Here is a 1,350-nt window from a genome sequence, read left to right as displayed (position 1 = left end):
CTCCTCCTTTCGCAGATACGAAAGATGGCTCATTGTACGTGTAGAATGATTTTTCTACATACTTTTTCTCACCATTTGGATTAATCCATTTTTCTCCTTCATAAGAAATAATCTTTAACCAACCACTTGTTGTACCATCAATCACAGGTACCTCTTGCGCTGTAAAGACTTGGCCTCCTCCTCCTTTCGCAGATACGAAAGATGGCTCATTGTACGTGTAGAATGATTTTTCTACATACTTTTTCTCACCATTTAAATTAATCCACTTCTCGCCTTCCCAAGTTTGAATTTTCCACCAACCATTGTTTCGTTTTTCCCTTATAAGAATTGTTTGAGGCGGATATTCCACGCCTCCATTTGATTTAACTGATGTAAAAGAAGCTTCATTATATGCATAAAATGACTTTTCTACATTTTCCTTCGTATCCGCATTCGCTAATACACCCGTCATTACACTGTGTTTTAACATATATATCACCTATATCCTTTCGTATATTTCAATTAATAATCTCTGAAACAACGCATATTTCATTTTAGAAAATTCATTGTTGTTTTTCATAACTATCAAAAACAGCTATCAAAATTGATAGCTGTTTTATAATCTGTTAAATCACTTCATTTAACTATCCTTATAAATATCTTATAAGATATTTATATACTAACGTTGCTAACTTATTTTTTAAATCTACCATAACCAAGGAAATGTTTTTGATTATATGAACTAAACACATTTCCTCTTACAACACCCGTCTGTTCACTTCCTGCATGAATGAACTCACCGTTTCCAAGATAAATCCCCATATGTGATGGGCCAGGTGTATATGTGTTTTGTAAAAAGACTAAATCTCCAGGCTGCGGATCATTAATTTTAATTACCATCGGCCAATATCCTGCTACACTATTCCTTGAAATACTATACCCATTATTTTTATATACATAGTATATGAAACCACTACAATCAAAGGAATTAGGCCCCGATGCTCCAAAGACGTATGGCTTCCCTAATTGTTTTAGAGCTAATTCAATTACTCCTGAGACCTCAGAAGCATTTGGATTAATCCATTTTTCTCCTTCATAAGAAATAATCTTTAACCAGCCACTTGTTGTACCATCAATAACAAGCACCTCTTGTGCTGAAAAAGCTTGGCCTCCATTTCCTTTTGCAGATACAAATGATGGTTCATTGTACGTATAGAATGATTTTTCTACATACTTTTTCTCACCATTTGGATTGATCCATTTCTCTCCTTCGTAAGAAATAATCTTTAACCAACCACTTGTTGTACCATCGATAACAGGTACCTCTTGCGCTGTAAAGACTTGGCCTCCTCCTCCTTTTGGAGATACGAA

1 protein-coding gene and 1 pseudogene are annotated in these 1,350 nt (G+C 34.8%); both read right to left on the bottom strand.

Annotated features, from left to right (window positions below; translation table 11 throughout):
- Positions 1-469 (bottom strand): annotated as a pseudogene (locus PDL00_RS34640) (C40 family peptidase); the annotation flags it as partial.
- Between the two features lie 203 nt (positions 470-672).
- The coding region (locus PDL00_RS34635; RefSeq protein ID WP_270733843.1) for a C40 family peptidase at positions 673-1,350 on the bottom strand (678 nt) is incomplete at its 5' end.

The sequence above is a fragment of the Bacillus cereus group sp. TH152-1LC genome, from assembly GCF_027710505.1.
Lineage (GTDB): Bacteria > Bacillota > Bacilli > Bacillales > Bacillaceae_G > Bacillus_A > Bacillus_A mobilis.
The sequence above is the reverse complement of the archived record's forward strand: the minus strand, read 5'-3'. Positions and strand labels throughout refer to the sequence as shown.